This window comes from Thalassospira sp. HJ (assembly GCF_000948415.1).
Taxonomy (GTDB): Bacteria; Pseudomonadota; Alphaproteobacteria; order Rhodospirillales; family Thalassospiraceae; genus Thalassospira.
Genome location: NZ_JYII01000012.1, coordinates 349,731 through 373,355, shown reverse-complemented (window position 1 = coordinate 373,355; position 23,625 = coordinate 349,731). Strand labels below are relative to the sequence as shown.

Below are 23,625 nucleotides of genomic sequence, written 5' to 3'. Positions count from 1 at the left end.
TCAGTCTCTCCTGATCTTGTATAGGTTCGGATCCGCAAGGATGTCGACGAAGGCATCCCCAAGGATCTTCGCCCATTTTTCACATCCTGCGTCAGTATCAATCAGATCCTGACGAATTTCAATCGACACACACGGAAGACCAGCCGCCTCGCCGTGATGATCGATGGTGTAATCAGCCAGATGGCGTCCGGAATAGGGTTCGTTATCACCAATGGTCAGATCCGGGTTCTGCGCACGCAGGGTTTCAAGCAGCGGCACCGGAATGCGATCATCCTGATCCCAGAGCACACCGATTTCCCATGGGCGTTCAAAGCCCTGGAATACGGGTGTAAAGCTGTGAATGGCAATCAGGGCCGGGGCAATTTTATGAGCGTGGAATGTGGCAATCTTTTCTTCGATCGCCCAGTGATAGGGCAGGAAAATCTCGCGGATGCGCCGCATATGTTCGCTGGGCGAGACGTTTTTGTTGCCCGGCACCACGGTCTGATCGGCAATTTCGGGCATTCCGGTCGGGTCCCAAAGCTGCCGGTTGCAGTCAATCACAAGACGCGAAAACCCGCCTAGAACCGCCGGGCAATCAAAACGTTCAACGAGAATTTCAGTCACCTTGCGCGCGCCGATATCCCAGCCGATATGGCGTTTGCGCTCTTCCTCGGGCAGGCCGAGCGTGCCCAGGCTTTTGGGGATTTCGCGGGACGCATGATCGCAGACAAAAAGCGCATGGCCCTTGCCGTTTTCATTCAAGACTTCAAACGGGGCGGGATCATCATGGCCCAAAAGGGTCCCGGCTTGGTTCGGCACGCGTGTTCTCCTGAAATTCGGTGGTCTTTGGGTATTGGGTATCGATATTGGCAGGTCAACCGGGGCAGCAGCGCGCTTATGGACGGGCTGCGCATGCGCCATCCGGCATCTGTTGAACTATCAATTTATCGCGGCCGAGACAAGATTGCGCTGCAATAAGCAGGCATGATGCATATCGACACTTTGCGTAGCGCCCAAACATCCCGTAAAATGGTATGACCATTTAGGGGCAGGACGACTAACATCATTGCTCTGGCACAGAAAAACACGATTGGAGACAACCCAACATGCCGTCTGCCAAGCCGGTTCAGGCACAAGACGACCCGGAAACCAAGCGTCCGAAAAGGATTGCCGATCAGGTTGCCGATCAGATCCTTGAAAAGATTTCAGACGGCATTTTCCTGCCCGGAGACCGCCTGCCCGGTGAACGCCAACTTGCCGAAAGCATGTCGGTTAGCCGCGTGTCGGTGCGTGCAGCCCTGCAAAAGCTCAAGACCCGTGGGTACTTGCGAGCAGTTCAGGGCGGCGGCACCGAAATCCTGTCATCGACCGGGATCGACATGGACACCGCCATGACCGATCTGGTGCGCGATTCGATCAGCAATCTGCGCGATCTGCAGGAAATCCGCTGCACGCTTGAAACATGGGCAGCACGCAGGGCTGCAATCAATGCCAGTGACGAGGATATCAAGCTTCTGCGCATGGCCTATCGCCAGGCACATGACCCAAGGCGGGCTGCGAAATACCGTGCCGATGATGACCACCGCCTGCATATGATGATTGGCCGGGCGACCGGATCGATCATTTATTATCACGTGATGAAAATGCTGCATGACGTGCTGCAGGCGGCCCTGACCGAAATTCGTTTCAACGGCATGGTCGGCCCGACCTTTGATCGCATGGTGCAGGATCATCACCGCGACATTATCGAAGCCATCGCCGCCCACGACCCGGATGCAGCAGAAAAGGCGATGTCCGATCATTTGCAAGCCGTGATCGACTTTTTCAAAACGGCATCGGACAAGCAAGCGACCTAAACACCCGAACCAAATTCAAGGCCGGGATCAACCCGGCCAAAATCCAATCAGGGAAACCCGACATGACCACTTCGCGCGAAAAACTTCTGGCTTTGATGGATGCGGCATTAAAGGCCGCCGACCCCGGCGTTCAGATCCCGCGCAACCTGCCGGAACCGCCCAAGGGCAAAACCATCGTCATTGGCGCTGGCAAGGCATCGGCCAATATGGCGCGTGCGTTCGAGAAAGCCTGGAAAGGTGATGTCGAAGGACTGGTCGTGACCCGCTATGGCCATGCGGTCGAATGCGATCAGATCGAAATTGTCGAGGCATCCCACCCGGTCCCTGATGCTGCCGGGGAACAGGCCGCCAAGCGGATCCTTGATATTGTTTCGGCTGCTGGTCCGGATGATCTGGTTGTGTGCATGATTTCCGGGGGTGGATCGGCACTTCTCGCCCTGCCCGGTCCGGGTCTGACCCTTGAAGACAAACAGGCGATCAGCAAGGCGCTGTTGCGCAGTGGCGCGACCATTTCGGAAATGAACTGTGTGCGCAAACACCTGTCTGCCATCAAGGGTGGTCGGCTTGCCAAGGCGTCCGCACCCGCGCGTATGGTGACCTATCTGGTGTCGGACGTGCCGGGCGATGATCCGGCGATTATTGCGTCTGGCCCGACCGTATCCGATCCAACCACCGGACAGGACGCGCTTGATATCCTCCGCCATTATCAGATCGACATCCCGAAGGCCGCCGAGGACCTTCTGCGTAGCGAGAAGGATGAGACGATCAAGCCCGACGATCCCTGCTTTGAAGGTCATGAAACCATCATGCTGGCCCGCCCGCAGGACAGCCTTGAGGCCGCCGCATCCGTCGCGCGCGACATGGGGCTCAATACCGTGATCCTTGGCGATGCGATTGAAGGCGAAGCCCGCGAAGTCGCCATTGTTCATGCCGGCATCGCCCATCAGGTTGCCAATCATGGGCAGCCGGCGGCAAAGCCGTGCGTGTTGCTTTCGGGCGGTGAAACCACTGTTACCGTGCGTGGCAAGGGGGGCCGTGGGGGACGCAACAGCGAATTTTTGCTGTCGCTTCTGCTGCAGCTGCGCGATCAACCGGGCTTTAGCGCGCTTGCGATTGATACCGACGGCATTGATGGTAGCGAGGATAATGCAGGCGCCATCATCGATGCCAAAAGCTGGCAAACAGCTCAAGAAGATGGCGTCGATCTTTGGGAGTATCTCAATAACAATGACGCCTATAGCGCCTTTGCCAAGATTGATGATTTGCTTGTGACGGGACCGACACTTACCAACGTCAATGATTTCCGGGCCATTCTGATTGAATAGGCATTCGCCAAAATAGACCGATCAGACGCCGGGCTTTGGCATCCAGGGACGAACCCAGCCAAGCCCGTCTTCGGTCTTACCGTGCGGCTTGTATTCGCAGCCGATCCAGCCGTCATAGCCGATGCGATCAAGCATATAGAACAGGAAGGGGTAATTGAGCTCCCCACTGTCGGGTTCATGACGGCCCGGAGCCCCCGCGACCTGCACATGGGCGATGCTGTCGATATGCTTGTCCAGCCGTGCGGCAATGTTCCCGCCAACGATCTGGGCATGATAGATATCGAACTGCAATTTCAGGCGCGGGTGATCAAGCTGTTCAAGGATCACGGCCGCCTGTTCGATGGAATTGAGCAAATAACCCGGCATATCAAGCGGATTGATCGGCTCGATCAGGATATCGACCCCAGCCTGATCGGCAAGGTCCGCAGCATAAAGCAGATTGTCGCAATAAAGCCGGGCGAGTTCACCGGAATCTTCGCCCTTGCCCATGAGGCCTGCCATGCAATGGAGCATCTTGCAATCGGTGGCCGCCGCATAATCAAGCGCCTGTACGACAGAGTCGCGAAAGGCATCCTCGCGCCCCGGACGGCAGGCCAGACCACGGTCACCTGCTTCCCAATCACCGACAGGCAGATTGAATAAAACCTGTTCCAACCCATTGTCATCAAGCAGCGATTTGACCGTGGAGAGCGGCATGTCATAGGCGCCGATATATTCCACCCCGACAAAACCCGCATCCGCGGCCGCCGCGAACCGTTTTTCAAACGGCAGTTCGGCAAACAGGAACGAAAGGTTGGCGGCAAAGCGGGGCATGATCGATCCACAAGAATGATTGAAGATGCCACATGGTTTCCGATGCAGCCCGCAAGGTCAATCTTCAATCACGCGATTATTCGGCAAGCGACCCGGATGATGCCACTTCGTTTTTGATCCAGTCCCCGAATGCCTCGACCTCGCGACGGTTATCACCCCGGCCGGTATGCACATAGTGATAAGAATGCCCTTTGATTTCCGGGCCAAACGGCATCACCAGCAACCCGGCATCGATTTCGGCGCGCACCATCGCTGGACTGGCGAGAACAACACCCTGCCCGGCAATGGCCGCCTGAATGGCGTGGCTGTCATCAGAAAAGCTGATCCCCGCATCCGGCAAGTATTCTGAACATCCCGCCACCTGCCCCCATCTTTGCCATGTCGGGGTCGCATCATCGGGGCGCAGCCAGTCAAAATGCAGCAAGGTCGTCTTGCGCAGGTCCTCTGTTTTCTCCAGCCCCAAAGAAGGACTGCAAAGCGGGACGAAATGTTCGCGAAACAATGGACTTGCTACCAATCCCGGATAGGGCCCGACCCCATAACGAATGGCGGCATCCGCGACACCTCCGGCAAGATCAACCGCCTCTGGCGAGGTATGCAGGCGCAGATTGATATCGGGATATTCCGCCTGAAACCGTGGCAGGCGTGGCAACAGCCATTTTGCGGCAAAGGATGGAATAACCGACACCGTCACACTGCGCGATGCCGGGCGATTGCGCACCTGATCAATCGCCTTGGCAAACGATGCGAAGCCATCACGCAACACCGGATATAGCGCCTGCCCGACATCGGTCAGAACCACCTGCCGTGGCTTGCGATCAAACAATTGAACAGCCAACGTTTCTTCAAGAAGGCGCACCTGATGGCTGATCGCGGTTGGCGTGACGCCAAGCTCCGATGCAGCATTCTTGAAACTTTGATGGCGGGCTGCGGCTTCAAAGGCACGCAAGGTCGCAAGTGGCGGCAATGACATATGAATGAACTGAGCTCATCTGCTGGCTGAGGAATTCGATTTTGCCGTGCCCGTTAAATTCCGTCAATGCTTGGTCATCACAGACACACACAGATGAACCATTTTCATCCCATGGAGAGTATGATGACCAGAATTCTTCATATCGATAGCAGTTCCCGCCCAGGCCGATCAGATCAGAAACAGCATGGCTCACACACGCGCCGCCTCACCGCACAGTTCGTCCAAAACTGGCTGGCGAAACGTCCGGATACCGAGATCATCTATCGCGACGTCGGGGCAAACCCGCCGAAACCAACCACCGGCGACTGGGTCCATGCGGCCTTTACCCCACCCGACGACCGTGAAGACTGGATGCACGCGGCACTGCGTGAAAGCGATCTGTTGGTGGATGAGCTTCTTTCGGCTGACATCATTGTCGCCGGGGTGCCGATGTATAATTTTGGCATGCCCGCCCAGATGAAGGCATGGGTTGATAACATTGTACGTGTCGGTCGGACGTTCGGCTTTGACCGGTCACGCGACGGTGTGCCCTATTGGCCAATGATCACCGATAACAAATCCATCGTCGTTTTGTCGTCACGTGGCGATTACGGTTATGACAAGGGTGGCCGAATTGATCACTTGAACTTTGTCGAAGGCGGCGTTTTCACCCCGCTGCAATATATCGGCATCACTGATCAATTTGGTGCTGCCATTGAATATGACGAGTTCGCCGATGACCGCACCCAGACATCCATCAAACAGGCCGAAGACAAAGTCGTCGAACTGGTCGATCAATTGATCGCCAAGCATGACGCATCAAAGGCCGCGTAATTTTCCGGGCGGGCAGGAAACCCTTCTGCCCGCCAACGCGAGTAAGGTTTTCAAGACATTCAAGGGCGTTGTCGCTATAACGTCCCCGTGACTTTTCAAGGAACGAGGATATCGATGAACAACGCATTTACCCTTCATCCGCAGCTTGCCGCCGATACCACCTTGGTTACCGACGGACCGCTTTCACATGTTCTGTTGATGAATGATGCGCGCTATCCCTGGCTTATTCTTGTGCCCAAGCGCCCAGACCTTGTGGACTACGATGATCTGAGCATCGAAGACCGCATCACCCTTGGCAATGAAGCCGCCGCTGTTTCCAGGGTTATCAAGCGCCGTTTCAATGCGCATAAAACCAATGTCGCGATGCTGGGCAATATGGTGCCGCAACTTCATTGCCACGTGATCGGCCGCTTCAAGGATGACGCGGCATGGCCCGGCCCGGTTTGGGGTATTGGCAAGGTCGAACCCTATGATGAAGACGAAGGCCGTGAGCGTCTCGCCGCCCTTCGCGCCGATCTGGTATCGGCCTTCAAACATCTCTGATCGTCGCCACCGACGCCATCAAGGCGCGAACACCGCGCCATCACGAAAGGCCAAGCCCCATGCCGATTCTCGAACGCGATACGATATTTCTGATCAAACCCGATTTCGAAGATCCCGCTTGGCCAAACCAGCGTTTTTATTGCTGGCATTGCGCCTTGATTGATGGGGTTCTGGGATCATTTCCAAACTTGCTTGGCGCGCTTGATATCCGTCACATCAATTGGTCGCGCCCGAGGAACGATGTCATCGCGCTTTTGGGCGAAGACCATCAATCACTTCCGGTGATGATTTTGAAATCGGGCGACACATCATCGCTTCAAACCGGCACGGCAAATGGCCATGCCTTCATTGATGACAAGGACGGCATTTTGCATGCCTTGAGTGAACGACACGGTTTCCCCGTTCCACACCCTTGAGGCATATCAAGGCAGAGCAGATTGGAATAATGCAAAAGACGGACAGAACGAATTTTCGGGATGTCCGTCATGCAGCTAGCCCTTTACGAAAAATACGACCTGCGTCTGCCGCGCTATACCAGCTATCCGACCGCGCCGCATTTCCATGCCGGTGTCAATGGCGAGGTTTTTGAAGGCTGGCTTGGCGATCTTGATCCCGCCCAACCGCTATCGCTTTATCTGCATGTCCCCTATTGCGAGGAAATGTGCTGGTTCTGCGGCTGCAACACCAAGATCACCAAAAACTACAAACCGGTGAATGGCTACGTTTCGGCCCTTCTGACCGAGATCGAAGGCACGCTTGGCAAACTGCCAAAAGACGAGACTTTCACGGTTTCACACATTCACTTTGGCGGCGGCAGCCCGACCATCCTCAAGGCCGAAGATCTGCGCGCCATCATGGCCGCAATCCGCGCCCGGTTGCAGATCCTTGACGATGCCGAAATCGCCATTGAGATGGACCCGCGCACCGCAACCGACGACTTCATGGAAGCCATGGTCGAATGCGGCTTTAACCGCGCCAGCATCGGCATTCAGGATTTCAATCAGCAGGTCCAGACAGCGGTCAACCGCGTTCAAAGCATGCAGCTGGTTCGTGACGTAATTGCCAAGCTGCGATCGCACGGGATTGCCGGCATCAATGTCGATCTGATGTATGGCCTGCCCTTCCAGACGGTTGAGTCGCTGCGTGAAACGGTTGACCAAACTGTGGAGCTTTGCCCGGATCGCCTGTCGGTCTTTGGCTATGCCCATGTGCCATGGATGAAAAAGCATCAGCAGCTCATCCCGACCGAGGCCCTGCCAAATACCGAGGAACGCTGGGCGCAGTATGAGGAAATCCAGAACCGTCTGGCCAAGCACGGGTTTGTTGCCATCGGACTTGATCACTTTGCCCATCAGGCCGACAGCATGGCACGTGCGCTATCGGATGGCCTGCTGCACCGGAACTTCCAGGGCTACACCACTGATCGTGCCGAATCCCTGATCGGCTTTGGCCCGTCTGCCATTTCATCCCTGCCGCAGGGCTATGCCCAGAACGATCCGGCACTGGCCCGCTGGCAGCGCGCCGTTGAAGACGGCAAATGCGCGATTGAAAAGGGCATTGCCCTGACCGATGAGGACAAATTGCGCCGCGACATCATCAATGAACTGATGTGCAATCTTGCCGTTGATCTTGATGAAGTCTGCGCAAGCCATGGCATTTCCGCAGACCGCTTCGCGCCCGAGATCGAGCGCATCAAGGCGATGACCCAGGATGGCATTGTCGAAGTTCAGGGAAATTACATTAAACTGAGCGAGTTGGGCCGTCCGCTGATCCGTGCGGTCTGCGCAGCATTTGATACCTATCTCAACCACGCCCATGGGCGGCACTCCCAGGCTGTCTGATAAAAAAGGGGCCTTTTGCAGCCCCTTTTTCTTTGTTGGCATCAGCTAACGATCACGCAGTGATCAGTCCCATTTCGGTGCAAGACCATCCGGGTTGACGATACGGCCGTTTTCGTCAGCAAGACCGTGGATGACTTGCATCTGTTCGCTGGTCAGCTCAAAATCAAAGATATCGAAGTTTTCCAGAACACGTTCTTCACCAACAGTTTTGGAAAGTGCAATCACATTACTCTGCTGAATGACCCAACGCAAAACGATCTGGGCAATAGATTTCCCCTGATCAAAAGCAATCGCCTTGAGCGTTTCATTTTCAAACACCTTGCCATCGGCCATTGCGTAATAGCCGGTTAGCGCCATGCCAAGCTTGTTGGCCGCATCCATGACAACGGATTGATCAAGAAACGGGTGATATTCGACCTGATTGGTAACAATCGGGGCGTCGGAAAGTTCGACGACTTCGTTCATCAGGGCGGTGGTGAAGTTACTGACACCGATATGGCAAACCTTCCCGGCATTCTTAACGTCATTGAGTGCACCAATTTGTTCTGCCAGCGGCACATCGTCATTTGGCCAATGTAACAAAAGCAGATCAACATAGTCGGTGCGCAGCTTTTTCAGGCTTTCATCGACCGATGCAATGAAATCATCGTGGCGATAGTTTTTCACCCATACCTTGGTGGTCAGGAAGATTTCCTTGCGCGGAACATCGGACGTCTCGATTGCTTCTCCGACCGCTGCCTCGTTTTCATATATCTGGGCCGTATCGATATGGCGAAAACCGGTTTCAAGCGCTTTGGGCACGATACGTTTCACGTCATCTTCGGCCATTCGAAACGTCCCGAAGCCAAGTGCCGGGATGGTTGCACCATTTGTTTTGATATCAAACATTTTCATACCTATTGATCACTGGGGTTAGTTGCGAAACACGCCAAAAAGAAATTCGTTCCAAAGATGACCGAATTTCTTTGGCTCAATTCATTTTGGTCATTCTGCGGGTTGCAAAGCGTGTCCATCACGGCGGTCAAGAGCACCGCTCAATCGTGTCAGGCCCAGCGCACCAATCACCAGAACCGCACCAACCCAAGGGGTCGCCCCCAGACCAAGGCTTGAAGAAACCACTTGGCCGCCAATCCACGCACCAAAAGCAATTCCAAGATTAAAGGCCGCGATGTTAAGGGCAGAGGCAACATCCACGCCCCCCGGACGGTGCCGTTTGGCAAGCTGCACGACATAAAGCTGCAAGCCCGGCACATTGGCAAATTGCAGAAAACCAAGTGCAGCCAGTGTAACGACAGCAGCGATTGGTGAAATCGCAGTGAAGGTAAACAGCACAAGCACGGCCGCTTGCAAGATGAATAGAATGCTCAGGGCAGCTACCGGGTTATTGTTGGCGACCTTGCCACCGACAACATTACCGATGGCAATTGCAATCCCGTAAAAGATCAGGATCAGGCTGACTGATGCTTCTGCAAAACCGGTGATTTCCTGAAGGATTGCTGACAGATATGTAAATGCAACAAAGGTTCCTCCATATCCAAGGGCCGTCATGCCATAGACAATCAACAAGCGCGAGCTACCCAGAACACGGACCTGCTCCATGATGCTAGTCGCTTCACTGCGTTTCAGGTTCGATGGCAACAGGGCCGCGATCCCAACAAAGGAAATCAACCCCAGAAGGGAAACACCCCAGAAGGTCGCACGCCAGCCAAACATCTGACCGATAAAGGTACCAAGCGGCACACCGGTCACGATTGCAACCGTCAGCCCCATAAACATCATGGCAATAGCGGATGCCCGGCGATCTTCCGGCACCAGATCCGCCGCAATCGTTGCCCCGATAGAAAAGAATACGCCATGGGCAAAGGCGGCAATCACACGCGCAACCAAAAGCATTTCATAAGTCGGGCTGATGGCGGCAACAACGTTACCAATGAGAAAAATCCCCATCAGACCAAGCATCAGGGATTTGCGGTTCATCCCACCGGTAAGTGCCGTCAGAATTGGTGCCCCAAAGGTCACACCAAGCGCATAAACACTGACAATCAACCCGGCCATCGGCAGGGTAATATCAAGATCGGTAGCAACCGTCGGTAAAAGCCCGACAATCACAAACTCGGTTGTACCGATTGCATAGGCAGCAATCGTCAACGCAAACAAAGCAAGTGGCATTCGAATTCTCCTTCCGCGACGGACACGGATCATGTTTGCTAACGGGGACATCCCCCGAAATTTGACGAGACTATGCCAAACTGGGCCTTGCGCGATAATCCGGATTGCGCGACAACCATATGTGAATTCAATTCAAAGGATACAAAGCATTGGATAACCGCGCAGGCGAAATGGAAACCTTCATCAAGGTCGTCGAGCATGGCAGCTTTTCGATGGCCGGGCGTGATTTGCACATGTCACCATCCGCCGTCAGCAAACTGGTGACCCGGATTGAAGACCGCCTGGAAACGCGTCTGCTTGTGCGTTCCACGCGCAAACTGCAACTCACCCCGGAAGGCGAGCTATACATGCACCGGGCGCGGACAATTCTTGATCAAATCGATGAAACCGACCGGCTGGTTGCCGGCGGCGGACAAGTGACCCCGCGCGGCAAACTCAGCATCAATGCCTCCATCGCCTTTTCCGAGGTTTTCATTGTTCCGTTTTTGCCGGAATTCATGCAGCAATATCCTGATATCGAGCTCGACCTGACGCAGACGGATGGCATCATCGATCTGCTTGAGGAAAGATCAGATGTCGCTATCAGATCAGGTGGCTTGCCGGACTCAAGCCTGATGGCGCGCAAGCTTCTTGAGACGAAACGCATGATTGTTGCGTCGCCAACCTATCTGGCAGAACACGGGACACCGCAAACACCGATGGATTTGGTGGATCACAATTGTTTGCGGTTCAATTTCCTCAAGGGACGGAATTTCTGGCCCTTTACCGACCCCGAAACGGGGCGTTCGTTCGACCAGATCATAAAGGGCGAATTTCTGGGCAATAGTGGTCCGCTGGTGAAGGCTATATGCATTGCCGGTGTCGGCATTGCCCGTATCGGCGCCTTTCATGTTCGCGATGAAATCGAACGCGGTGAACTTGTGGAAATCCTGCCAGACTGGACCAACACAGATATGGAAACCGTTCATGCCGTTTGGGCAGGGCACGAACATCTTGCAACACGAATTCGCGCATTTATCGATTTTCTTGCCGAGAACATGAAGTCCGCCGATCAACCAGACTGACGCAAAATCACGTACTCTTGCGCAATGTCAGGATGACAATGCCGCTGACCACAACCAGACCACCCAGCATCTGGATCGGGCTGATCATCTGCCCCAGAATGACCCAGCCAAACAGCAATGTTGCGATCGGCTCCATATTCATCACCGATGCATTGCGCGCCATATCAAGGCGCGGGACGTTAATGAACAGGACCGCAAACGCAATGCCATATAGCACCATCAGGGCTGCAAGCCCAATCCATCCGGGCGTCGCATTCGGCAGCACCATACCCCCAGGCACGATATCTCCGAGCCCGGCAATGATCATGGAAATGAAAACAACCACCATGGTGAACATGGACCGCACCGGTCCGTTGATCCCGGCCAGCTTGTGATCAGTCACCCAGAATGCCACAGAAAGAACCGTCGCTGAAGCCAAGGCAAAGCCAATACCCAGCCACCAACTGGGTGTAACTTCAACCCCACCGCCCAGAATGGCCGGCAAATCAAGGGCTAATACAAGCCCGGACAGGATGAACAACATCAAGCCAGCTGCGCGCAGCGTCGGGCGCGGTCCACCAAGACCCCAGGTCAAAAGGGCCAGAATGATTGGAAACGTATTGGCTGTAAGCAGCGCCAGTGCCACCGGCACACGGGCGACGGCGGAATAAAGACACAGGCTCTGGATCGTGATCATCAGCCCCAGAACCAACTGCCAACGCCCAAGGCCGCGCGGCAGCCGGATGGAATGGCGCTTGAAAAAGACAATCGCCATCAGAATCGACAGCGCGACGCCTGAGCGGCACAAAATCGCCAGCAGCAACCCCGTGCCATTTTCAAACGCCAGCCGTGCCGCAACATGGTTGCCTGCAAAGCAGCAGGCAACAACCGCCAAAACCATCACCGCGACATGACGCGGAAACAATTGCGGTGCACCTGGTGAACGCGTGCTAGCGGGGTTTGAAACGGACGAGGACATTGGGGCGAATTTCCTTGGTGGTGGCAGCCCACGAATAGACCTTACAGCCCCCGATAAAACAAGGTGTTATCACCTATCCTGATGGGCAGGCGCGCCAAGCAGCTCCAGACAGCGCTGCGCAACCATGCGTGCCGGCTGCAAGGACGGGTGCTTGAACGGCACCAGTTCGGTATCTGGCAAGAGCGGACGGGCATAGCCGCCTTCATAAAGACTGTGATGCAGACGTTTATGCCGCTTGTTGGCCAATCCATCCGGATCAAAGATATAAACCCCGCCCGGTGCTGCAGCTGCTTCGCAGCACATGGAAACCGAATCACTGGTTACGATCTTCACATCAGCAAGGGCAAGATAGCCGAAATACGGGTTCTCTGCCTGTGATGTCCAGTCATGCAGATGATAGGGAACGCCCGACGTTGCCAGTCGCTCGGCAATCAGGGCTTCGTTTTCGATACCGGTGCGACGGCTGGTCGTAACCAGCAAGGAGCCATCAACGACCTTTGCCGCCGCGACCGCCTTGTCGATCAGCTGTTCTGCCATATCCTTGGTAAAGGTCGTTCGTTTGGTACTACCTCCAATGATCAGGGCAAATTTTGGTTCCGGAAGGCCCTTGAAATGCGGACGCCATTTATCGGCCTCGACCAGAAGACGGCTTTCCGTCACGCGGTGCGGGGCACCGGGGATCTCGACGATATTTTCGCGAATGACGGACCGGTCATGGGCAGGTACTGCGATCAGATCAAACGCATTTTCCCCGCCATCCGGGCGCATGATGATGCAAATCCGGGTGTGTCCGCGACTTTGTTTCTTGATCCAGCGGGCCACCGGCGCAGAACGCCGCCCGCAACAAATAACAAGGTCCGGCCAGGGCGCAACAAGGCGACGGCGAGATGCCTCATCAATACCGATCAGGCTGGTTCTGCGAATAAAATTGGGAAGACGCACAGATTTCGTGAAACCGATATCAATCCGCTTGAAGGGTTGTGCCAGTGCTTCGGCAACCCCAAGGCATTGATTGACATTACCGGTCCGGTCATCGGCCAAGACCCAGATCAGATGTGTGTCTTCATCGCTCATGCAGGGAACTTTCCTGACAGGTTGTTCGGGCTTGATCGGCGGGCCACACAGGTGGCGCGAAAATCCGGTGGTTATGCCTCTGATTGGTACAACCTGATCAGATGATTATCAAGCGTGAGAACCATCACGTAAATTTACGCTGGGCTTTGAAATCTTTTTGTAATCTAATCCCGGCGCCCCACCTGTAAGGGGACAAAAACCAACCCTAACGAATAGGCCACCAAAGCCTGTCGCCTAATGCCAACGTGGATAGAATGCTCAGCACCTCGGTCTCAGTCAAAAGAACATCAAGAATAGTCCTCTGTGCCCTGCTGGTGCTGCTACCAGTCACGGTGTGGCTGGTGACCACGTTCTGGCAGGAAGCAAAGCTGATCGACATTACCGAGGACGGGCGCAACAAGCTTGAGCTGTATCGTTCCAACCTGCAGGGCGCGATCAAGGAACATGAATACCTTCCGATCACGCTGGCATCGGGCAAACGCATCATTGACCTTGCATTGCATGCCGATCCCGAGAACGCCGGGGCGGTAAATATCTATCTTGAAAAGCTGGCCGCGGACAGTGGCGCATCAGACATCTACTTCATGGATCGCAATGGCGAGACGCTGGCGGCGAGCAACTGGAACAGTGATGCATCCTTTATCGGTCGCAACTTTTCCTTCCGCCCCTATTTCCAGCAGGCCAAAAGCGGCCTGACCGGGCATTACTTTGCCTTCGGAATCACGTCCAACGTGCCGGGCTATTACATCTCCCACCCGGTGCGCCCGGACGGCACGAACTTTGCCGGGGCAATGGTGGTCAAAACCCATCTTGAAGCACTTGTGCAGCGCTGGGCACGCGGCAGCGAAAGCGTTCTGGTCACCGATGAGAACGGCATCGTCATCATTTCATCCAATCTTGATTGGCGGTTCCGTGATCTTGCAGGGCTCGATAGCAAGGACCGCCCGCGCCTGATCGCGTCGCGCAAATATGGCAATTATCCGCTGGAACCCATGCCGTTGCTTGATGGCGAATGGCCAGTCGATGACAGCCCGGCAACGCTCAGCCTTGGTCCGGTTGCGCAAGACATCGATGCCGAAACCCGCGAACAAGCGACCGGCACATTGCAGACCCGCCCGGCAACACCCGATAAGACCACTTATCTGGTGACGGCAAGCACCCTTCCCAAACAGGGCTGGCGGATGTTTCTGCTGACCAACAAATCGGTACTCGATCGTTCCGTGATCAGTGCCGGCGTCATGGGTGGGGCGGCGCATATCATTCTGACCGGTCTGATTTTCATTATCCTGCAGCGCCGGCGTGCGATGCTCGAACAGCTTGAAATTCGCGACTGGTCACAGCGCGAACTGGAACGACAGGTCCGCCTGCGCACGACCGACCTTATGAACACCAACCAGCGTCTGGCAGAAGAAATCAACGAACGGTCCCGTACCGAAGATGCGCTGCGCACAGCACAAGCCGAACTGGTTCAAACCAGCAAGCTTGCCGCCCTTGGTCAGATGTCAGCCGGCATCGCGCACGAAATCAACCAGCCGCTGACCGCCATTCGAAACTATGCGGAAAACGCGTTGAAATTCATTGCCCGCGGTAATGATGAAACCGCGAACCGCAACCTGCAGCGCATTTCGGAACTGACCGACCGCATGGGCCGGATTACCGGCAATCTCAAAACCTTTTCACGCCGCCCGGAGCAGGACAACCATCCGGTCGATGTCCCGGCCCAGATGCAAATGGCCATCGATCTGGCGCTTGAGACAGGACGGGCTGGTGTCGAAAACATCACCTTGCAACAGCACGGCGATATCAAACCCGTCATTGCCGAGGCCAATCAGCTAACCCAGGTCTTTACCAATCTGGTCAACAACGCGGCTGATGCCTGTCAGAATGTTGCCGATCCCGAAATCGACATCTCAATCACGGGCGGCGATGACCGTGTGATTGTGAAGGTCAATGATAACGGGCACGGCATTTTGCCAGATAACCTGCCCAAGCTGTTTGATCCGTTCTTTACCACCAAGCCGTTTGGCGATGGTTTGGGGCTGGGCCTGTCAATCTGTTATGGCATCATCCGAAGCTTTGGCGGCACGATCCGTGCGGAAAACCGCCCGCAAGGCGGTGCATCCTTTATCATCGAGCTTCGCTATGAAGGCCCCGGTGAAATCGCCGCGGAAAACAGCATCTCGACGCCGGACTTCACGGCTGCTAAAACACCGGCAGAAACCCACACACACCTTGCAGATCATCACGATCAGGGCTGACACGAAATTTGTCCTCTGATCGACCAATCGGGTCAAAGGATAAGCCAGTGTCCACCAGCGCCGAATGCGTTCTGTTTGTTGATGATGATGAAGATGTGCGTGAAGCCGCACAGCAAACCTTTGAGCTTGCCGATATCGCAGTCGAAGTCTTCGCCGATGCCCCATCCGCGATTGAACGCCTGAAAAAAGGCTGGCCGGGTGTGGTAATTTCCGACATTCGCATGCCAAAGATGGATGGCTTGGACCTGCTGTCCGAGGTCAAAAAGATTGATGCGGAAATGCCGGTTATTCTGGTCACCGGCCATGGTGATGTCGCCACCGCCGTGCAGGCCATGCATGACGGCGCGTTTGACTTCATCGAAAAGCCCTATGCCCCGGATCTGTTTATCGACATCACACGTCGCGCGATGAGCCACCGTGCGCTTGTCCTTGAAAACCGCACCCTCAAGATCGAGTTGGCCCGCCATTCGAAAAACGCATCCGACTTCATTGGCCGTAATCCGGCGATGGAAAAGCTCCGCACACTGATTGGCAATGTGGCGAGCACCAATGCCCATGTCCTGATCAACGGCGAAACCGGATCGGGCAAGGAAGTGATTGCGCGCAACCTGCATGAAATGTCGGGCCGTCCTGGCCCGTTTGTCGCGGTCAATTGCGGCGGCATGCCCGAACATCTGATTGAATCCGAACTGTTTGGCCACGAAGCCGGCGCCTTTACCGGTGCTGATCACAAACGCATCGGCAAGTTCGAGTTTGCCGATAAGGGCACGCTGTTCCTTGATGAAATCGAAAGCATGCCACTTGCCCTGCAGATCAAGCTTTTGCGCGTCTTGCAGGAACGCGCCCTTGAACGTCTGGGATCAAACCGGGTCCTGCCGATTGATCTCCGCGTGGTTGCCGCGACCAAGGTCGATCTGCGCGCCGCATCCGCCCGCGGTGAATTTCGTGAAGACCTTTATTATCGGCTCAACGTCGTACAGCTGCACATCCCGCCACTCCGTGATCGCAAGGATGATATCGCGCTGTTGTTTGAATATTTCACCCGCGATGCGGCCAAGCGTTTTGATCGCACCGTCGCCCCGATTACGCCTGCGGAAATGGCACGCTTTAATGCCTATGACTGGCCGGGCAATGTCCGTGAATTGCGCAATGCTGCCGAACGCCGCGTTCTGGGGCTTGATCCGCTGGCAACCAGCGAGGACGGCGAAGAGAATTATGGCGTCCCCCTGCCCCAGCAGGTCGAGGCGTTTGAAAAAAGCCTGATCACCGAAGCCCTTCGTGAACATGGTGGCAATGTTACCGCAACCGTCACGGCCCTTGGCGTCCCGCGCAAGACGTTTTATGACAAGCTGACCAAATACAACATCATCCCGGCCGAGTTCCGGCGACCGCGCAGCACCAACGACCAAGAGCCCGTCAATTAGACGGGCTTTTTTGTGCCCTGCCTTCATCAACGCCCGGTGCCTGTGACCAAACGGGCAAGATCATGTGTGAACTACCACACACTCACCCCAAAAAAGTGAGTGAAATCACAAACATACGCGACCAGATTTGCTGCGCCGCAACAATGTGAAATTGAACTTATCGCATTGATATAATTATACATTCGTCACCTCCCTCGAACTGGCCCGCTGCTTGCTGATTACGGCACAGCGCCAAACGGCGTTTTAGAACGACGCCAAAAAGGCGCGCTAACGGGAAAACAGATTAATTCAATCAAGGGAGACGTATTGATGCGTCCTATCAGCAAAAGCATTCTTGCTGCCGGCGTTGCTGCCGCAGCACTTCTGGGGTCCAACCTTGCCGCTTCCGCACAGGAAGTGATCAAGTTCGCGCACGTTGTTGCGCCGAACACCCCGAAAGGCCAGGGTGCCGACTTCTTTAAAAAACGCGCTGAAGAAATTCTCGGCGAGAAGGTCAAGATCGAGATTTATCCTAACTCGCAGCTGTTTGATGACAGCAAGGTTCTTGCCGCCATTCTGCGCGGTGACGTTCAGTTCGGCGCACCGTCGCTTGCGAAATTCGGCAAATGGACCAAACAGCTTCAGGTCTATGACCTTCCGTTCCTGTTCAAGGACATGGATGCGGTTTCCTGCTTCCAGAACGGTGAAAAAGGTCAGGAACTGCTGAACGCAATGTCGTCCAAAGGCCTGACCGGTGTTGGCTACTGGCACAACGGCCTGAAACAGCTTTCGGCCAACAAGCCGCTTCGCATGCCCAGCGATGCCGAAGGTCTGAAATTCCGTATTCAGTCTTCTGACGTCATTGCCGCCCAGTTCGAAGCGGTCGATGCCGTTCCGCAGAAAATGGCGTTCTCGGAAACCTATTCCGCGCTTCAGACCGGTGTTGTTGATGGTCAGGAAAACACCTGGTCGAACATCTATTCCAAGAAGTTCTTCGAAGTTCAGGACTATATCAGCGAGTCCAACCACGGCCTGCTCGACTATATGGTCGTGACCTCGACCAAATGGTGGGACGGTCTGGATCCGGAAATCCGCGAAGGTCTGGCACAGGCGATGAACGAAGCATCCGAATATGCCAATAACCTGTCGGCGGATCTGACCGCAGAACAGCGTCAGGCAGTGATCGATTCCGGTGAAACCGAAGTTCTGCAGCTGACCGATGCCGAGTTCGCCGCATGGCGTGACGCCGTCAAACCGGTCTGGGATGAGTTCGCCGACGATATCGGTCAGGACATCATCGACGCTGCTGCTGCGTGTAACTGATACCGCACCGTTTCCAATCCAACATCATCGGAAAAGGACCGTTTACGATGATCTCAACGGTCGTTAACCGGCTGGAGGAGGGCATTATTGCCCTCCTGCTCGCCGCCATGACGTCGCTTACCTTTGTAAACGTCATCATGCGTTATGTTTTCAATTCCGGCCTGACCTGGGCGCTGGAAATCACCGAATTTCTGTTTGCCTGGCTGATCCTGTTTGGCATGTCCTATGGGGTGAAGGTTGGGTCACACATCGGTGTTGATGCCCTGGTTCGCCTGTTCCCCAAGAATGCCCAGCGCGTCATCGGTCTGATCGTCGTCGCGGCCGGCATTCTGTATTCAAGCTGGCTGATCATTGGCGGGTGGGAGCTTGTCAGCTTCAACCACATGCTTGAAATGGAAGCCGAAGATAGCCCGGTCATGCTGTGGTTCGTCTATCTCATCATGCCCGTCGGTGCGGCCCTGCTCGCATTCCGCCTGGCCCAGGTTGGCTGGCGCATCATTACCGGCAAACAGGTTGGCTTTAATCTGGCAGACGAAGCCCGTGAAGCCATCGACCAACTTGGCGCAAGCACCGCGGATGACGACAAGTCCGCCACCGCTTCGACGCCAAAATCATAAGCCGGACGGGGGAGACATTTAAATGACGATTGCATTCCTGTTTATCCTGCTGTTTGGCCTGATGGCATTTGGCGCACCGATCGCGATCTCGCTGGGTGTTGCGTCGCTTTCAACCATTCTTCTGTTTGGCGATGACAGCCTTGCCACCTTGGCAGAAAAGCTTTTTGGCGGGATGGAGCATTACACTCTTCTTGCCATTCCCTATTTCATTCTGGCATCGGCATTTCTGTCGACCGGCGGCGTTGCACGGCGTCTGATCCGCTTTGCCATTGATACCGTCGGCTGGTTCCCCGGTGGTCTTGCCATGGCATCGGTTCTGGCCTGCATGCTGTTTGCTGCGGTGTCGGGTTCAAGCCCGGCGACGGTTGTTGCCATCGGTTCCATCGTGATTGCCGGCATGGTGCGCGCGGGCTACCCGCAAAGCTTTGCGGCTGGTGTCATCTGTAATGCCGGTACGCTGGGCATCCTGATCCCGCCATCGATTGTGATGGTTGTTTATGCTGCCGCGACCGAGGTTTCCGTCGGTCGTATGTTCCTGGGCGGTGTTATCCCGGGCATTATGGTTGGCCTGATGCTGATGACGGCGATCTATATCGTGGCCCGCATCAAGAAACTGCCAAGCCAGCCGCGTCCGACCATCGGCGAATGGGGCAGCGCCCTGTTTTCCGCATCGGGTGGTTTGTTACTCGTGATCCTGATCATGGGCGGCATTTATGGCGGGGTCTTCACCCCGACCGAAGCTGCGGCTGTGGCAGCGTTCTATGCCATGTTTGTCGCCGTCCTGTTTTACCGTGACATGGGCCCGATCAAGGAACTGTCCTGGGTGCCGGAAAGTGGCAACAAATCAATCGGCAGCCTGATTGCACACAACGTGCCGCAAATGGGCAAGGCGCTTGCCTTGCTTCCGTTTGACAAGGACATCCGTCACGTCCTTTTGGATGCCGGTAAAGTCACGATCATGCTGATGTTCATCATCGCCAACGCGATGTTGTTCGCCCATGTTCTGACCTCGGAACGCATCCCGCACACCATTGCCGAAACCATCATTGGATGGGGTCTTCCGGCATGGGGCTTCCTGATTGTGGTGAATATCGTTCTGCTGATCGCCGGCAACTTCATGGAACCAAGCGCGATCCTTCTGATCATGGCGCCAATCCTGTTCCCGATTGCTATGCAGCTTGGCATTGATCCGATCCATCTGGGCATCATCATGGTGGTCAATATGGAAATCGGCATGATCACGCCGCCGGTCGGATTGAACCTGTTTGTGACATCGGGGATTACCGGCATGCCGTTGCTCAAGGTCGTCAAGGCCGCCTTCCCGTGGCTTTTGATCCTGCTTGGATTCCTGGTGCTGATCACCTATGTCCCGGCTATATCGACCTGGCTTCCGACGACCCTGATGGGGCCGGAACGGATCATGACCCACTAACGGGTTCTCCTCAAAACACATCAAATTCAAGGGCGGCATTCAATCGGATGCCGCCCTTGATGTATTTCAGTGCCATGGCAATTCACATGCGGTAGTATCAATCATATCCACAACAACCAATAAGAACGCAGCCAAATGCGCCCTTGAAAGGAGTGGTATCGATATGTCCAAGATGAATTTCAACGACTATGGCCGCTGCATGGCGACCTTTAACAGCTGGCAGAACAGTGTTTTGTTTGACCTGTGCGCGCAGATTGGTGATCTCGAAAGACGTCATGATCGCGGCATGTTTTTCGGGTCGATCCACAACACGCTGAACCATATTCTGTATGTCGATCTGCGTATCCTGACCATTCTGCGCACCGGCGAAGCTGGCCCGTTTGAGCCGACCACAATCGTTGCCGATGATTTCGAGACTCTCAAAGCCATGCGGGTCGAGATCGATACCGAGATCACCGAATTCGTCGAAAGCACCGATCACAGTTGGCAGGATGAAATCCGCGAACTGCCGTTCCCCGATGGCGTCACGCGTAAACTGCCGCGCCAGCTGTTTCTCGTACAGCTGTTCAATCACCAGACCCATCACCGCTCACAGATCACAAGTGAACTGCACAAGATGGGCCTTGATTACGGCAATACGGACGTGCCTTACACGCCCGATCTTCCGCTGTATTAATGCGGCTTATTTACCGGTGAACACCGCTTTGCGCTTTTCAAGGAAAGCGGTGTAGCCTTCCTTGAAATCCGCACTTTCAAAGGCGCGGTAGCCTTCATCAAATTCGCGCGCATCAATCGCCCCGCCTTGGCGCAGGCGGTTAAGCATGCTTTTATGCGCCCGCTGCGTTAGCGGCGCCCCACCGGCAATGCGTTTACCAGTTTTGGTGACTTCCTCTTCAAACGCGTCAAGCGCGACATGACGGGCGATAAAGCCGATCTCGCGTGCACGGGCAACGTCAAAGACCTGCCCTTCGAGCAGGATTTCAAAAAGCGCAGCCTCGCCCAACAGGTCGAGCATGATTTCGAGTTCCGGATAACCCAACGTCGCACCCAGTTTCATCGGTGGCACGGCGAACTTTGCGTTATCGGCCGCAATGCGCAAATCGCACGCGGCTGCCAAAACAAACGATGCGCCCATGCACGGGCCATCAATGGCGGCAATCACCGGATGGGTGCAGTTCTGAATGGTTTGAAGTGCCTCGGCATGGAGCATGCCGTAATCACGCGCCTTCTCGAACCCGGAACGCTCGCGCACGAACTCATGAATATCGGCCCCGGCACCGAAACCAGCCCCTTCGCCACCACGAATGATCACACAGCGCAGCTCAAGATCATCCGACAGGCTTTGAACGATCTTGGCCAATTCCCCCCACATCGGTTTGGTCAGCGCGTTTTTACGTTCCGGCTGACAGATGGAGATGGTGGCAACGCGATCATCAAGGGTGACATTCAGTCCGGTCTGCTCAGACATGGCATTTCCTCTGGGGCTTTTGGCGCTTGTAGGGCGTGCTGTTTGGGCACAGCTTAAATCGGTATAACTATACCGAATAAACCCAAAAGACGGTTTTGCCAATGGCTTCTGTTATTTACCCTTGGCTGCACGCGGCGCCGGACTGCCGGTTGGCGCGCGAAAACGGGTCTGCAACCGATTGGGCACCCGGAAGGCAAAGACTGCGACAACAAATGTGCACCCTGCCACCAGCCACAACGCCTGCTGACCGATTTCAAAGGTCAGGAGCCCGCCAATCACCGCCCCCACCATCATGCCGACCCACGGCACGATCTGGATGATCCAGTCATTACGACGATCACCCGTCAACCAACGCCCGATACCCCGGCCAAAGCGCGACAGCGCGCCGGTGACATAGGTCAACCCGATCGGAAGCCCTTCGATATGTTCGACAGTGGCATTGATCATGCCCATGCACAGCACCACCAGGAAGAAGGCCGGCGATCCGCGCAATTCGATCGGCAAAATGGCCGCCAGACATAACAACACCGCCACCACGCCCAGCAAGCCGGCAAGACGCTTGCGAAACCATCCGGCCACCACCACGCCTAGCGCATTGCCAATGATAAAGAAGCCGACAGCACCAATCAGAATGGCCGCAGTTGACCAGTCGCCATAGCCGATAGCAAGGGCGGCGCGCGTAGTATTGCCCGACATGAAGGACACGAAATCACCAGCCATCAAAAGGCCGATGGCATCGGTCATACCGGCAATCATCGAAATCGCCATCACAAGCACAAGGCCAATCCCCTTGCGGCGGGCCATGACCAGACGGCGGCGTCTTTGTTGGCTCATAACAGACTGTCCTGACAGAAAACTTTTGCCTGATTAAACCGCATTTCGGCTTCCGATTTCCATAGCTGTTCGCAAAGCTGGCGTTTCTTGCGCTTCCTGACCAAATGGTCAGCGGCTTTTCTTTGCGCTTTTCGGCCAAAAGCGCTAAGACGTCGGCAAATATTCGATCCGGAAAAGGTACAGCCGCCATGACCACTGAAAAACCGACCGCGCATTGCACCTATGCTGCCAAGACCGTCGCCAAGATTTTGCTCGATATCGGGGCTGTGAATTTCCGCCCGGAAGAGGCCTATATCCTGACATCCGGCTGGGCCAGCCCGGTTTATATCGATTGCCGCAAACTGATTTCCTTCCCGCGTGCGCGCCGCAAGGTCATCGAACTCGCCGCCCGTCAGGTATCTGATGCGGCTGGCTACGAGGCGTTTGACGCAGTTGCCGGTGGCGAAACGGCGGGTATCCCCTATTCCGCGTGGCTCGCCGATGCACTTGATCTGCCGATGCAATATGTTCGCAAAAAGCCCAAGGGCTTTGGCCGCAAGGCCCGCATCGAAGGTGACATCCATGAAGGCCAGCGCGTTCTTCTGGTCGAAGACCTTGCGACCGACGGCGCATCGAAAGTCAATTTCGTCAATGCCATCCGCGAAGCCGGTGCCGAATGCAAGCACGCCTTTGTCGTCTTCTTCTATGACATCTTCGAAGGTGCGCTTGATGAGTTGCGCAAGGATGACATCGAAATGCATTACCTTGCGACCTGGGCCGATGTCCTCGCCGTTGCCGAGGAAGGCGAATATTTCAGCAAGGATGCCATTGAAGGTGTGCGTTCCTTCCTGAACGATCCGATCGGCTGGTCGAAAGCCAATGGCGGCAAGCACGACTAAG

At 55.3% G+C, this 23,625-nt stretch carries 23 protein-coding genes; 14 read left to right on the top strand and 9 right to left on the bottom strand.

Going from position 1 to position 23,625, the window contains the following annotated elements; genetic code table 11:
* Entirely contained in the window at positions 1 to 801 is an 801-nt protein-coding gene (locus UF64_RS10635; protein ID WP_044828546.1) for an N-formylglutamate amidohydrolase, read from the bottom strand.
* A gap of 287 nt (positions 802 to 1,088) precedes the next feature.
* On the opposite strand from UF64_RS10635, the gene UF64_RS10630 reads away from it, so the two are divergent.
* Positions 1,089 to 1,838 (top strand): FadR/GntR family transcriptional regulator, encoded by a 750-nt coding sequence (locus tag UF64_RS10630; protein ID WP_044828545.1) that lies wholly within the window; start codon positions 1,089 to 1,091, stop codon positions 1,836 to 1,838.
* A gap of 62 nt (positions 1,839 to 1,900) precedes the next feature.
* A complete protein-coding gene (locus UF64_RS10625; protein ID WP_082049694.1) occupies positions 1,901 to 3,163 on the top strand; it encodes a glycerate kinase in 1,263 nt (420 codons plus the stop codon).
* Between the two features lie 21 nt (positions 3,164 to 3,184).
* On the opposite strand, the gene otnI is transcribed toward UF64_RS10625, so the two are convergent.
* Positions 3,185 to 3,976: a 2-oxo-tetronate isomerase gene (gene otnI, locus UF64_RS10620; RefSeq protein WP_044828543.1), complete on the bottom strand. Its 792-nt coding sequence runs from the start codon at positions 3,974 to 3,976 to the stop codon at positions 3,185 to 3,187.
* Between the two features lie 76 nt (positions 3,977 to 4,052).
* Entirely contained in the window at positions 4,053 to 4,949 is an 897-nt protein-coding gene (gene gcvA, locus UF64_RS10615; RefSeq protein WP_044828542.1) for a transcriptional regulator GcvA, read from the bottom strand.
* Positions 4,950 to 5,072: 123 nt separating this feature from the next.
* Here gcvA and UF64_RS10610 point away from each other — a divergent pair, with 123 nt between their 5' ends.
* The 4 genes from UF64_RS10610 (at position 5,073) to hemN (ending at position 8,146) form a co-directional block, all read left to right on the top strand.
* A complete protein-coding gene (locus UF64_RS10610; RefSeq protein ID WP_044828968.1) occupies positions 5,073 to 5,762 on the top strand; it encodes an FMN-dependent NADH-azoreductase in 690 nt (229 codons plus the stop codon).
* 114 nt (positions 5,763 to 5,876) lie between these two features.
* Positions 5,877 to 6,305 (top strand): HIT family protein, encoded by a 429-nt coding sequence (locus tag UF64_RS10605; RefSeq protein ID WP_044828541.1) that lies wholly within the window; start codon positions 5,877 to 5,879, stop codon positions 6,303 to 6,305.
* 59 nt (positions 6,306 to 6,364) lie between these two features.
* Complete coding sequence (locus tag UF64_RS10600; protein WP_044828540.1) at positions 6,365 to 6,721, top strand: DUF3088 domain-containing protein; 357 nt, start codon at positions 6,365 to 6,367, stop codon at positions 6,719 to 6,721.
* A gap of 69 nt (positions 6,722 to 6,790) precedes the next feature.
* On the top strand, positions 6,791 to 8,146 hold the full coding sequence (gene hemN / locus UF64_RS10595; protein ID WP_044828967.1) for an oxygen-independent coproporphyrinogen III oxidase: 1,356 nt from the start codon (positions 6,791 to 6,793) through the stop codon (positions 8,144 to 8,146).
* Between the two features lie 63 nt (positions 8,147 to 8,209).
* Here the strand turns inward: hemN and UF64_RS10590 are convergent, their stop codons facing one another.
* Together UF64_RS10590 and UF64_RS10585 are read right to left on the bottom strand one after the other, a co-directional pair.
* Positions 8,210 to 9,034, bottom strand: a complete 825-nt coding sequence (locus UF64_RS10590) for an aldo/keto reductase (protein WP_044828966.1) — start codon at positions 9,032 to 9,034, stop codon at positions 8,210 to 8,212.
* A gap of 96 nt (positions 9,035 to 9,130) precedes the next feature.
* On the bottom strand, positions 9,131 to 10,315 hold the full coding sequence (locus tag UF64_RS10585) for an MFS transporter (RefSeq protein WP_044828539.1): 1,185 nt from the start codon (positions 10,313 to 10,315) through the stop codon (positions 9,131 to 9,133).
* Positions 10,316 to 10,464: 149 nt separating this feature from the next.
* Here UF64_RS10585 and UF64_RS10580 point away from each other — a divergent pair, with 149 nt between their 5' ends.
* Entirely contained in the window at positions 10,465 to 11,379 is a 915-nt protein-coding gene (locus UF64_RS10580) for a LysR family transcriptional regulator (RefSeq protein WP_082049682.1), read from the top strand.
* Positions 11,380 to 11,386: 7 nt separating this feature from the next.
* Here the strand turns inward: UF64_RS10580 and UF64_RS10575 are convergent, their stop codons facing one another.
* Both UF64_RS10575 and UF64_RS10570 read right to left on the bottom strand, forming a co-directional pair.
* Entirely contained in the window at positions 11,387 to 12,337 is a 951-nt protein-coding gene (locus tag UF64_RS10575) for a DMT family transporter (RefSeq protein ID WP_044828537.1), read from the bottom strand.
* 69 nt (positions 12,338 to 12,406) lie between these two features.
* A complete protein-coding gene (locus tag UF64_RS10570; RefSeq protein WP_044828536.1) occupies positions 12,407 to 13,411 on the bottom strand; it encodes a mitochondrial fission ELM1 family protein in 1,005 nt (334 codons plus the stop codon).
* A gap of 314 nt (positions 13,412 to 13,725) precedes the next feature.
* Between UF64_RS10570 and UF64_RS10565 the strand changes: the two genes are divergently transcribed.
* The 6 genes from UF64_RS10565 (at position 13,726) to UF64_RS10540 (ending at position 21,120) form a co-directional block, all read left to right on the top strand.
* A complete protein-coding gene (locus UF64_RS10565) occupies positions 13,726 to 15,669 on the top strand; it encodes an ATP-binding protein (RefSeq protein WP_235285031.1) in 1,944 nt (647 codons plus the stop codon).
* Between the two features lie 47 nt (positions 15,670 to 15,716).
* Positions 15,717 to 17,093 (top strand): sigma-54 dependent transcriptional regulator, encoded by a 1,377-nt coding sequence (locus UF64_RS10560; protein ID WP_044828534.1) that lies wholly within the window; start codon positions 15,717 to 15,719, stop codon positions 17,091 to 17,093.
* A gap of 309 nt (positions 17,094 to 17,402) precedes the next feature.
* Positions 17,403 to 18,395, top strand: coding sequence for a TRAP transporter substrate-binding protein (locus UF64_RS10555; protein ID WP_044828533.1), 993 nt, complete (start codon positions 17,403 to 17,405; stop codon positions 18,393 to 18,395).
* Between the two features lie 47 nt (positions 18,396 to 18,442).
* The gene (locus UF64_RS10550; protein WP_044828532.1) at positions 18,443 to 19,012 is read left to right on the top strand and encodes a TRAP transporter small permease; all 570 of its coding nucleotides are present in this window, start codon (positions 18,443 to 18,445) and stop codon (positions 19,010 to 19,012) included.
* A gap of 22 nt (positions 19,013 to 19,034) precedes the next feature.
* Complete coding sequence (locus UF64_RS10545) at positions 19,035 to 20,444, top strand: TRAP transporter large permease (protein ID WP_044828531.1); 1,410 nt, start codon at positions 19,035 to 19,037, stop codon at positions 20,442 to 20,444.
* A 163-nt stretch (positions 20,445 to 20,607) separates the two neighbouring features.
* On the top strand, positions 20,608 to 21,120 hold the full coding sequence (locus UF64_RS10540; RefSeq protein ID WP_052657573.1) for a DinB family protein: 513 nt from the start codon (positions 20,608 to 20,610) through the stop codon (positions 21,118 to 21,120).
* Positions 21,121 to 21,126: 6 nt separating this feature from the next.
* On the opposite strand, the gene UF64_RS10535 is transcribed toward UF64_RS10540, so the two are convergent.
* Together UF64_RS10535 and UF64_RS10530 are read right to left on the bottom strand one after the other, a co-directional pair.
* On the bottom strand, positions 21,127 to 21,912 hold the full coding sequence (locus tag UF64_RS10535; protein ID WP_044828530.1) for an enoyl-CoA hydratase/isomerase family protein: 786 nt from the start codon (positions 21,910 to 21,912) through the stop codon (positions 21,127 to 21,129).
* Positions 21,913 to 22,023: 111 nt separating this feature from the next.
* On the bottom strand, positions 22,024 to 22,746 hold the full coding sequence (locus tag UF64_RS10530; protein ID WP_044828529.1) for a YoaK family protein: 723 nt from the start codon (positions 22,744 to 22,746) through the stop codon (positions 22,024 to 22,026).
* 188 nt (positions 22,747 to 22,934) lie between these two features.
* On the opposite strand from UF64_RS10530, the gene UF64_RS10525 reads away from it, so the two are divergent.
* The gene (locus tag UF64_RS10525) at positions 22,935 to 23,624 is read left to right on the top strand and encodes an orotate phosphoribosyltransferase (protein ID WP_044828964.1); all 690 of its coding nucleotides are present in this window, start codon (positions 22,935 to 22,937) and stop codon (positions 23,622 to 23,624) included.
* Position 23,625 lies beyond the last annotated feature (1 nt).

Excerpts from the sequence above, each read along its gene's own strand:
- UF64_RS10570 (WP_044828536.1), bottom strand. The coding sequence starts at position 13,411 with ATGAGCGATGAAGACACACATCTGATCTGGGTCTTGGCCGATGACCGG.
- UF64_RS10625 (WP_082049694.1), top strand. The coding sequence starts at position 1,901 with ATGACCACTTCGCGCGAAAAACTTCTGGCTTTGATGGATGCGGCATTA.
- gcvA (WP_044828542.1), bottom strand. The coding sequence starts at position 4,949 with ATGTCATTGCCGCCACTTGCGACCTTGCGTGCCTTTGAAGCCGCAGCC.
- UF64_RS10630 (WP_044828545.1), top strand. The coding sequence starts at position 1,089 with ATGCCGTCTGCCAAGCCGGTTCAGGCACAAGACGACCCGGAAACCAAG.
- UF64_RS10610 (WP_044828968.1), top strand. The coding sequence starts at position 5,073 with ATGACCAGAATTCTTCATATCGATAGCAGTTCCCGCCCAGGCCGATCA.
- UF64_RS10590 (WP_044828966.1), bottom strand. The coding sequence starts at position 9,034 with ATGTTTGATATCAAAACAAATGGTGCAACCATCCCGGCACTTGGCTTC.
- UF64_RS10555 (WP_044828533.1), top strand. The coding sequence starts at position 17,403 with ATGCGTCCTATCAGCAAAAGCATTCTTGCTGCCGGCGTTGCTGCCGCA.
- UF64_RS10540 (WP_052657573.1), top strand. The coding sequence starts at position 20,608 with ATGTCCAAGATGAATTTCAACGACTATGGCCGCTGCATGGCGACCTTT.
- UF64_RS10575 (WP_044828537.1), bottom strand. The coding sequence starts at position 12,337 with ATGTCCTCGTCCGTTTCAAACCCCGCTAGCACGCGTTCACCAGGTGCA.
- UF64_RS10535 (WP_044828530.1), bottom strand. The coding sequence starts at position 21,912 with ATGTCTGAGCAGACCGGACTGAATGTCACCCTTGATGATCGCGTTGCC.
- UF64_RS10545 (WP_044828531.1), top strand. The coding sequence starts at position 19,035 with ATGACGATTGCATTCCTGTTTATCCTGCTGTTTGGCCTGATGGCATTT.
- UF64_RS10525 (WP_044828964.1), top strand. The coding sequence starts at position 22,935 with ATGACCACTGAAAAACCGACCGCGCATTGCACCTATGCTGCCAAGACC.
- UF64_RS10605 (WP_044828541.1), top strand. The coding sequence starts at position 5,877 with ATGAACAACGCATTTACCCTTCATCCGCAGCTTGCCGCCGATACCACC.
- otnI (WP_044828543.1), bottom strand. The coding sequence starts at position 3,976 with ATGCCCCGCTTTGCCGCCAACCTTTCGTTCCTGTTTGCCGAACTGCCG.
- UF64_RS10550 (WP_044828532.1), top strand. The coding sequence starts at position 18,443 with ATGATCTCAACGGTCGTTAACCGGCTGGAGGAGGGCATTATTGCCCTC.
- UF64_RS10585 (WP_044828539.1), bottom strand. The coding sequence starts at position 10,315 with ATGCCACTTGCTTTGTTTGCGTTGACGATTGCTGCCTATGCAATCGGT.
- hemN (WP_044828967.1), top strand. The coding sequence starts at position 6,791 with ATGCAGCTAGCCCTTTACGAAAAATACGACCTGCGTCTGCCGCGCTAT.
- UF64_RS10530 (WP_044828529.1), bottom strand. The coding sequence starts at position 22,746 with ATGAGCCAACAAAGACGCCGCCGTCTGGTCATGGCCCGCCGCAAGGGG.
- UF64_RS10600 (WP_044828540.1), top strand. The coding sequence starts at position 6,365 with ATGCCGATTCTCGAACGCGATACGATATTTCTGATCAAACCCGATTTC.